At 57.0% G+C, this 8,735-nt stretch carries 10 protein-coding genes and 1 pseudogene; all 11 read right to left on the bottom strand.

Annotated features, from left to right (window positions below; all coding sequences use genetic code 11):
- Positions 1 to 297: 297 nt before the first annotated feature.
- On the bottom strand, positions 298 to 1,032 hold the full coding sequence (locus Q427_RS16375) for a hypothetical protein (protein ID WP_043515884.1): 735 nt from the start codon (positions 1,030 to 1,032) through the stop codon (positions 298 to 300).
- Between the two features lie 257 nt (positions 1,033 to 1,289).
- Positions 1,290 to 1,673: a VOC family protein gene (locus tag Q427_RS16370; RefSeq protein WP_043515881.1), complete on the bottom strand. Its 384-nt coding sequence runs from the start codon at positions 1,671 to 1,673 to the stop codon at positions 1,290 to 1,292.
- Positions 1,674 to 1,712: 39 nt separating this feature from the next.
- Complete coding sequence (locus Q427_RS16365) at positions 1,713 to 2,660, bottom strand: 3-hydroxyacyl-CoA dehydrogenase (RefSeq protein ID WP_043515878.1); 948 nt, start codon at positions 2,658 to 2,660, stop codon at positions 1,713 to 1,715.
- A gap of 67 nt (positions 2,661 to 2,727) precedes the next feature.
- Positions 2,728 to 3,153: an ABC transporter permease gene (locus Q427_RS35470; protein ID WP_269321262.1), complete on the bottom strand. Its 426-nt coding sequence runs from the start codon at positions 3,151 to 3,153 to the stop codon at positions 2,728 to 2,730.
- Positions 3,126 to 3,665, bottom strand: a complete 540-nt coding sequence (locus tag Q427_RS35465) for an ABC transporter permease (protein WP_051496453.1) — start codon at positions 3,663 to 3,665, stop codon at positions 3,126 to 3,128. The genes Q427_RS35470 and Q427_RS35465 overlap by 28 nt, the downstream gene beginning before the upstream one ends.
- Positions 3,666 to 3,738: 73 nt before the next feature.
- Positions 3,739 to 5,301: an ABC transporter substrate-binding protein gene (locus tag Q427_RS16355; RefSeq protein WP_197030692.1), complete on the bottom strand. Its 1,563-nt coding sequence runs from the start codon at positions 5,299 to 5,301 to the stop codon at positions 3,739 to 3,741.
- A 78-nt stretch (positions 5,302 to 5,379) separates the two neighbouring features.
- Complete coding sequence (locus Q427_RS30320) at positions 5,380 to 6,312, bottom strand: ABC transporter permease (RefSeq protein WP_043515871.1); 933 nt, start codon at positions 6,310 to 6,312, stop codon at positions 5,380 to 5,382.
- Positions 6,313 to 6,347: 35 nt separating this feature from the next.
- Positions 6,348 to 6,740 carry an oligopeptide/dipeptide ABC transporter ATP-binding protein gene (locus Q427_RS34260; RefSeq protein WP_231613737.1) on the bottom strand — a complete coding sequence of 131 codons (393 nt, stop codon included), beginning with the start codon at positions 6,738 to 6,740 and terminating at the stop codon, positions 6,348 to 6,350.
- Entirely contained in the window at positions 6,716 to 7,363 is a 648-nt protein-coding gene (locus Q427_RS34255; protein WP_231613736.1) for an ATP-binding cassette domain-containing protein, read from the bottom strand. The genes Q427_RS34260 and Q427_RS34255 overlap by 25 nt, the downstream gene beginning before the upstream one ends.
- A 2-nt stretch (positions 7,364 to 7,365) precedes the next feature.
- Positions 7,366 to 8,262 (bottom strand): ABC transporter ATP-binding protein, encoded by an 897-nt coding sequence (locus Q427_RS16340; protein WP_269321261.1) that lies wholly within the window; start codon positions 8,260 to 8,262, stop codon positions 7,366 to 7,368.
- A 188-nt stretch (positions 8,263 to 8,450) separates the two neighbouring features.
- A pseudogene (locus Q427_RS16335) lies at positions 8,451 to 8,735 on the bottom strand (hypothetical protein); the annotation flags it as partial.

The following is an 8,735-nucleotide window of genomic DNA, read 5'->3' as shown; positions in this document are numbered from 1 at the left end:
GTAGTCACCACTCGAGTGGATACAGTTCACGCCACCGCTCAGGGCGGCTTCGACGGCACGACGACCGTTGCGGTTCTGTTGTTCGGCTTCTTGCCTGGTCGGCTCGCCAGGTAGTGTCACGTGATCCGCCGTGCTGGTAAAACGCATGGCCCCGAAGCAGATTTCCGATAGTACGAGGTCGGTATTGCCGAATTTTCTATAACGCATAGGGATACCACTCTCTCTGGTTGTTGTTCTCTACCTCGTCAGGACGAAGTAGGGAGTAATCGCGGGCTGTATGGATTATTGGCGATGGCATCAAGGCATAGGAGCCGGGTCGCCATCGGTCCCCACCGAAAACACGTCGTACTCCCGCACGCCTTCTTCACGTTGGCCGGTAATGCCTACCCAGCCATTTGCGCCTACTCTGTCGGGTTCGATATTGCTCACCTCGTAATGCCACCAGGCGGGCTCGCTGGCTTCTCCACTGCCATCCCACGCCTTGGCGCGGGCATGCAAGGTGCCATCCTTTGCGAAGACCTGCAGACGCAGCCAGAACCATTGGTCCGGTGCCCAAGGAAAGAAACTCTCACCCCAGATTCTGGCCACTCCGTGAGGCCGCTCAGGGCCTCTATCTCTTTCGCCCTGTGGGTTGTAGGCGATCAAGAACAAGGTCTGGCGCAGTTCCAGCTTGGCCGGCTCGTACTCGACCAGGCTGTGATTGGCGCCCTTGAAGAATTCGCAGGTTACCCCCTGTTCAGTGCCGCGCTCACCCTGGCCATCTCCACGTGCGATGACGCCAAAGCGCGAGTCAGCGCTGCTTGAACGCAGACGGGTGAGAATCTCGTAGCAGGATGAACCGCGAGGTACACGCTCCCAGGCCCAGGCGCGCCGGTTGTTGGTGTCGATGTGGTGCCGTAGTACCTTGCCGCCCACGGCGTCGGGTACCTCGTGAATCTCGAGGCGGTGGCCGCCCGGTATCCAGGCATCTCGCCAATCCTTGGGAGCGTTGCCAACTGAATAGTCGGAGAAATCGGTGAAATACTGTGCCATGTTAGATGTCCCTAAGTTAGCGAAGCAGGTGCCAACGGCAGCAGGCCATCGGTGGTCCGCCACCAACGAAACCGTTGGCGTCCATCATGCCCTTGTCCAGGTCGGCGATAGGCATGGATCCATCCTTTCCAAGGCATAGGTCTGTGCGCTTGCCGTAGAGCTCCGCCATCATTCGAGTAGAATGGACTATTCCTCTTGCTGTCCTGCTTAGCCACCGGCTCATTCCGGCCCGGTGGCTGCTCCGCCGAGACATGGCGTCATGCCGTTTCCGGCATTTCACGTAATTCCAGCTTGTAGCCGGTCGGGTCCACAGCGAATGCGATACGCATCCTGTTCTGCATGGTCTTGGGCAACAGCGAGAACTCGACGCCACGCGACTTCCACTCTTCATAGGTGTCATCGACACTCGCCACATCGAAGGCCATGTGACCGTAGCCGTCGCCCAAGTCATAGGAGCGGCCATCATGGTTATAGGTCAACTCGATCTCATGGCCACTCTTGGGATCACGCAGGAAGGCGATGGTTGCGTCATTGCCGGGTAGTTCTTCCTTGGAAACGAACTCGAGCCCGATCTTCTTGGTATAGAATTCAATGGATTCATCGAGGTCTTCGACACGAATCATGGTGTGTACGAGTCGCATTTTATGCTCCTTATGTTGTTTGCATTTTAGGAATAGTCACTACTTGATATTTTCGTTAGCCCACTTCTTATGAACGGCCAATGCCATCAAGCGGCGGTCACGCCACTGCTGGCGAGCCTTGTGTTGATCCATCGGCACCCGCTCGCGAAAATTCTTATCGATGTAGTCCAGCAGCGGACCGGCCCAGGGCATAAGGTCGCGCTGCTCCATGGCGATATTGCGGTTCATGGCCTCGTACTTCTCGGCGTATTCGCGAAAACCATTGGGCGCGTTGAGGTCGCCGACTTCCAGCGGACCGATGAATGACCACCTCTGGCTGATGCCTTCCGACATCGCCTTATCCACATCTTCGGGAGACACCACTCCCATCGCGACAAGGCGAAACGCTTCCTGGAGGATTGGAGACTGGAAGCGGTTCATGATGAAGCCGGTGACCTCCTTGTGCAGGGTGATGGGTGACATGCCCATGGCTTCGAGGCGCTCGCGGGTCTTCTGCGCCACTTCAGGGTCTGTCCAGGGGGCCGGTACAAGCTCGAGAATGGTCACCACGTAAGGGGGGTTGGTGGGATGGACGATCATGCAGCGATGACGGCCCTCGAGTTCCTCAGTGAACTTGGAGGTCACGATGGAAGAGGACGAGCTGGCCAGTACCGCATCCTTGGGAGCGATCTTGTCCAGCTTGGTGAAGAGCTCACGCTTTAGCTCAAGCACTTCGGGCGCATTCTCCTGGACATGGATCGCCCCTTCGACGGCTTCCTCCATGGTCTTGACCGGGACCATCCGGCTCATTACATCATCGGTGGTGCGATCGTTGAGCAGACCATTCTGCTCAAGGTCGGCTACCGTCTCGCGCATCAGGGGTATGGCTGCATCGGCTACGCCATCCTTGGGGTCATAAAGGGTGACTTCGTAGCCTCCGCGTGAGAAGCAGATCGCGAAGGCGCGTCCGATGATACCGCTGCCGATCATTGCGACACGTTCCGTCATGATGATTCTCCTGTCTAATGACTTGTCAGTTAATTGGGCTGTGTATCTTCTTGGTGAATGGACCCGGTTAGCGATTGACGACCCTTGGGTCCAGCAGGGTATAGAGCATATCGGCCAGCAGGTTGAGGCCAATGTAGAGTGCTGCAACAGTCGTCAAACCTGCCGCCACTACTGGGATATCGAGCATGCGAATGGAGTCCATCAACAGGCGCCCGAAGCCGGGCCAGGCGAAGACAGTCTCGATCACCATCGAGCCGGCGAGTATCCAGCCAAACTGCAGGGCATAGAGTGTGACGTAGGGAATCAGGGCATTGCGCAGGGCATGCACGTAGATCACTTTGGTTTCGCTGAGCCCCTTGGCTCGGGCGGTGCGCACGTAGTCTTCGTTGATCACCTCGAGAACAGTGGAGCGCATCATCCGCGTGAGGTAAGCCATGGGCATGAGTGACAAAATGAACATTGGCATCAAAATGTAGCGTGCCTGTGTCCAGATCGGCGAGCCTGGGTCGGCGCGTCCTGATGAGGCAGAATGCCCAGGAAAGACGAGAAAAACAGGATTGCCATGATACCCACCCAGAAGTTGGGTGCGGCCTGGCCGATCAGTGCCACGAAACGGGCCACATAGTCGATCCAGGAGTTGCGGTGCACGGCGCTGATCACCCCGACGGGGATCGAGACGAGAGCGGCGAGCAGCATGGCGGGAAGGGCCAGTTCCGCCGAGCGGATCAGTCGTTCACCGATGATCGGTATCACGTCGACGCGGTGACGATAGGAAACACCGAAGTCCAGTTGAACGGCACTGGTCATGAAATGGTAGTACTGGACGATTAGAGGCTGGTCGAAGCCGAGCGATCGACGGTAGGCTTCGAGGACTTCCGCCGAGGCATCGGGGCCAACGTACATCAGCGCCGGGTCACCGATCACGAACATCATCAGGAAGGCTAGTGTCAGAGCAGCCAATATCACGATCAGGCCTTGCACCAGGCGGTTAGCTAAATAGAACATCGAAGGCGCTCCCCGAGGAACTTTCTTGTTTGGTTAACGGGCAACCGGCATCAGGCCGGTTGCCCGAGCAACATCACTCCTTGACGTATATCGATGCAAAGTCATCTACCAGCATTGAGGGATGCGGGTAATAGCCACCGATACGTTCATTGAGTCCCATGGGGATCGGCATCAGGTAGGTGTAGAGCCAGGGCGGGTCCTCGTGAAGGATTTCCTGCATGGCATAGTTGAGCTCTTGGCGACGGTCCTCATCGATAGTCCTGGAGAGCTCTGTGTACATCTCCTCCCACTCCTGGTAGCGGTCGCTATAGGTCGCCCAGTGGGTGGAGTTGGTCTGGCGGCCATCGTGCACCGCCCACATATCGGTCTCCGGGGTATTCTCGGCCGCCGACCAGGCGAAGGCGTGGACGCTTAACGTCCGGGCCGCCCAGCGTTCACGTACCACACTCCAGTCGAGTTGGCGTACTTCACCGACTTCGACGCCAATAGCACCCCAATAAGCCGCGGCAATCTCGGCATAGTCGGAAGATTCTGGCGTCATGATATCGATGGTGTCGATTGTGAAACCGTCCGGATAGCCGGCTTCGGCGAGCAGCTCCATGGCACGCTCGAGATCGAAGGGATAGGGCTCCAGGTCAGGATGATCATGTGGTGGGTTGACCACATTGACCATCTGCAACTCCTGGTTGCCGAAGGCCAGTGCATTGACCATCTCCTCGCGGTCAATGGCGTAGTTCAGTGCCTGGCGAACCCGTGGGTCACGTAGCTCCTCGTACATGTCCATGTTGAAGCCCAGCATGCCACGCACCAGGCTTGGCCCGATCACTGTGGTCACACCATCGGCATCCTCTGCGGTATCCACCAGGTCGGGGCGAAGGCGAATAATATCGACATTGCCATCAATCAGTTCGGATAGAGCAGTGGACTCCTCGGGGATATTACGGAAGACAAACCGCTCAATGTTGCTATTATCGTGCCATCCCCAATAATCGTCGTGGCGATCAAGGATAACTCGGTCATCGGCACGATACTCATTGAATTTGTAAGGGCCTGTACCCATTGGCTGGAAACGCTTGTCATCAATATCCTCGATCGCCTGATAATGGCCAGGCTCCATGATGAAGGCACCGTTGCGCGACAGCTGGCTAGGAAGAATGGGTGCCGGCTCAGTTGTATGAATTATCACCTCATAGTCATTGACAATTTCCACGTAGTCGATCGGGACATCGAGAAACTTGTCGCCACTAGGGAAATCCTCGCGGAAGGGTCGCTCAATACTATATTTCACCGCCTCGGCATTGAAGGGCTCCCCGTTGTGGAAGGTCACGCCTTCGCGGAGCTTGAAGCGCCAGGCATTCTCGCCTTCGATTGGCTCCCATTCGGTAGCTAGGGCGGGGCGCAGGCCACTTTTCTCACCTTCGGGCGCCCGGGCATCGAAGTCCCAGACGAGTGGCTCGAACATGGCCTTGGATACCATCTGCTCCGAGTAGTTGACGTTCATCACCGGATCACCGATGACGTCGATGGTTTCGTAGAGGACGTAGGTGACAGTATTGGCTTGGGCTTGAACCGCACCGGCAATGGCGGTTAGTGCCAGTGACGGTATGAGAGCACGGCGTATTATCTTGGATGGCATTTTCATTGTTGTCTCCAGCTGGTTTACCATTTTTCGAATGAAACATAGTTGATATTTCTATTTGCTATTTCCTGCTCCTTATTCTGCCTTGACATCGAAGTGATCTCTCACCCAATCCCCGAGGAGATTGAAAGCGAGAACGGTGAAGGTGATCGCCAATCCAGGGAATAGTGCGAACCACCAGTTACGCAGCATGACATCACGTGCGTCTGCGATCATGTTTCCCCAAGTGGGAATGGCTGTGGGAATCCCCAGTCCGAAGAAGCTTAAAGAGGCCTCGTAATAGATGGCGATGGCCAGGGTGAAGCTGGCAACCACCAGCATCGAAGCCAGTGCATTAGGCAGTACATGCTTGAAGATCAGGCGCACATTACCGGCGCCCAGCGCCCGTGAGGCTTGAACGTATTCCGTCTCGCGAACCTTGATCACCTCGGAGCGCACGATACGGGCGTAATAGGCCCACTGAGTCAAGGCAATGACAAAGATCAGTTCGATCACTCCGGAACCGATCAGGGCCATAACGATCAGGCCGATCAACAGGCTGGGGAAGGCCAGCTGCAAGTCGGCCAGGCGCATGATCACGGCGTCCATCCAGCGGCCGAAGAAGCCACTGATAAGGCCCATGAAGATGCCTACCAGACCGCTGACGATAACGGCCGAAATGGCGACGACCAGTGTCATCTGCGAGGCATATATCAAGCGACTAAGAATATCTCGACCAAGGGAATCAGTACCCAGAAAATAGATGGGATTTGAGTTTGCCTCTGTCCACACTGGCCACAGCATGCGGTTGCTGATATCCACTGCTCTCGGGTCGTGTGGTGCGATCCACTGTGCCGTAAAAGCAATAAGCACCATCAGAATCAGGAAGATCGCCGATGCCAAAGCTGCTTTTGACCGATACAGCGATCTTAGCGCACGCTTCCATTCACTACGCTTAGGGGCAACTTCCTGTGAATCTTTCTGGGGTGAGTTTTGTGGCTGATGAGCCGATGCAGTCGTTGTTGTCATTGTCTGGACTCCCGTTCATTACATTCCGGCTGATATCAGCGATGTATGCAGGCCTTGAAATGCCCTGGACTCGTCTCTTCCAGCGGCGGTACGACCTCGGCACACTCCTTGGTAGCAATGGGACAGCGTGTTCGGAACACGCAGCCGGAAGGTGGGCTGATCGGGCTGGGGATGTCACCCTTGAGAATGATGCGTGTCTTGTCGTCGCGACGACGTGGATCGGGGATCGGCATCGCGGAAAGAAGCGACTGCGTGTAGGGATGCGTGGGATCCTTATAGAGCTTCTCGGCTGGTGCCATTTCCATCACCTTGCCGAGGTAGAGCACAATCACCTTGTCGCAAGAGTGTTCAACTACCCCCAGGTCGTGGGAGATCATCAGCATCGAGAAGTTGTACTCTTCCTTCAGATCCTGCAGCAGGTTGAGCACCTGGCCTGGACCGAGACGTCCAGCGCCGAGACTGGCTCGTCGGCGACTAGCAGCTGCGGACTTACCGCCAGCGCACGAGCGATACCGATACGCTGACGCTGGCCACCGGAGAACTCGTGAGGATGGCGGTTGACATGAGCGGGACCTAGTCCAACGGTTACCAACAGTTTGGCAATGCGTTCATTGCGCTCCGCCATGCTGTACATGCGGTGGACATCCAGGCCTTCACGGATGATGGGGCCAACCTTCATGCGAGGGTTCAGACTGCCGTAGGGATCCTGGAAGATGATCTGGATGGCCTTGCGCATGGCCATCAACTCCTTGCCTTCTGCAGTAGCCACGTCGGTTTCACCGAACTCCATGCTGCCCGAGGTGGGATCGATGAGGCGCATGATCATGCGCCCGATGGTGGTTTTGCCGGACCCGGACTCGCCGACCAGGCCAACGACCTCGCCCTTGTTGACGGTGAAGGAGACATCATCGATCGCCTTGACCACCCGCCGGTTCTTCTTGAAGAAGGTCTTGCCGACCGGGAAGTACTTCTTCAGGTTGGAGACTCGCAGGACAACGTCTGGCGGCAGCTTGCTATCCATGATGTCCTGCTTGATGGCTGTATTTTCCATGATCAAGCGCTCCCCGCTTTGATGTCGTTCTCGATTTCCTGCCAACGTACGCAGCGCACCCGGTGGTCATCATCGATGGATTCCAGCGGCGGAATCTGTTTCGTGCAGATGTCCTTGGCGTACTGACAGCGGGGCTCGAAGCTGCAGCCTGGGGGAAGGTTCATGGGGCTTGGCACATTGCCGGGGATGGCCACCAGGCGATCTTTCTTGCCTTGTTTGTTGCCGCTCCAGGAGGGAATGGAGTTGAGCAGACCCTTGGTGTAAGGCATGGTCGGTCGCTCGTAGAGGTCGAATACGCCGGACTCCTCCACGGCCCGGCCGGTGTACATCACCACCACCCGATCAGCCATCTCCGCTACCACTGCCAGGTCATGTGTGATGAACAAAATGCTGGTGCCGATCTCCTTCTGCAGGTTGCGCATCAGGTCGAGGATCTGTGCCTGTATGGTCACGTCGAGCGCTGTGGTCGGCTCGTCGGCAATCAATAGCCTGGGGTTACAGGAGAGAGCGATGGCGATCATCACACGCTGGCGCATGCCACCGGACAGCTGGTGCGGATACTCCTTGGCGCGCTGGGCGGGCTCCGGAATGCTGACCAGATCGAGCATTTCGACGGCCTTCTTCCAGGCGGCTTTCTTGTCGAGCTTCTGGTGCAGGGCGACCGCCTCGGCGATCTGGTAACCACAAGTGAAAACCGGGTTGAGGCTGGTCATCGGCTCCTGGAAGATCATCGAGATGCGATTGCCGCGCAGGGCATGGCGCTTCTGCTTTTCCATCTTGACCAGGTCATCGCCTTCGAACAGCAGCTCACCCCCGGCGATATAACCCTTGCCCTTGGGCAGCAGATCCATGATGGCCAGGCTGGTGACCGATTTGCCTGAGCCGGATTCGCCGACCACGGCCAGGGTTTCACCCTCGTTGATGTCGAAACTGACGCCGTCGACGGCGGGAACGATGCCATCGTCGGTCTTGAAGTGGACCTGCAGTCCTTGACGCTGAGTAGCGGATTATTACCTGTCATCGCGTTGAGCTCTCTCTAGCAGGAAAAGGGCAGCTCGCCTCCTTCAGTAGAGGCGGTAGGCTCGGGCTAGGGAATCAGGACGGCACGTCCCGGCACTTTTCCGTGATGCAGGTCATGAAGCGCCTGGTTGGCGTCTTCGAGGCGGTACTCTCGAGTCGCCAGCTCTACGGCACCGCGGTCGGCCAATGACATCAGCTCGACCAGTTCGGGGTAGGTGCCGACCAGGTTGCCGACGATGGTTCTTTCGGTAACGATCATGTCGATAGTCGGGATCTCGATCTTGCCCCCGTAACCGATGATGTAATAGAAGCCATTGGCACGGGTCATGGCGAGGCCCTTGCTCACTGCGTC

Source organism: Halomonas sp. BC04, assembly GCF_000568385.1.
The sequence above is the reverse complement of the archived record's forward strand: the minus strand, read 5'-3'. Positions and strand labels throughout refer to the sequence as shown.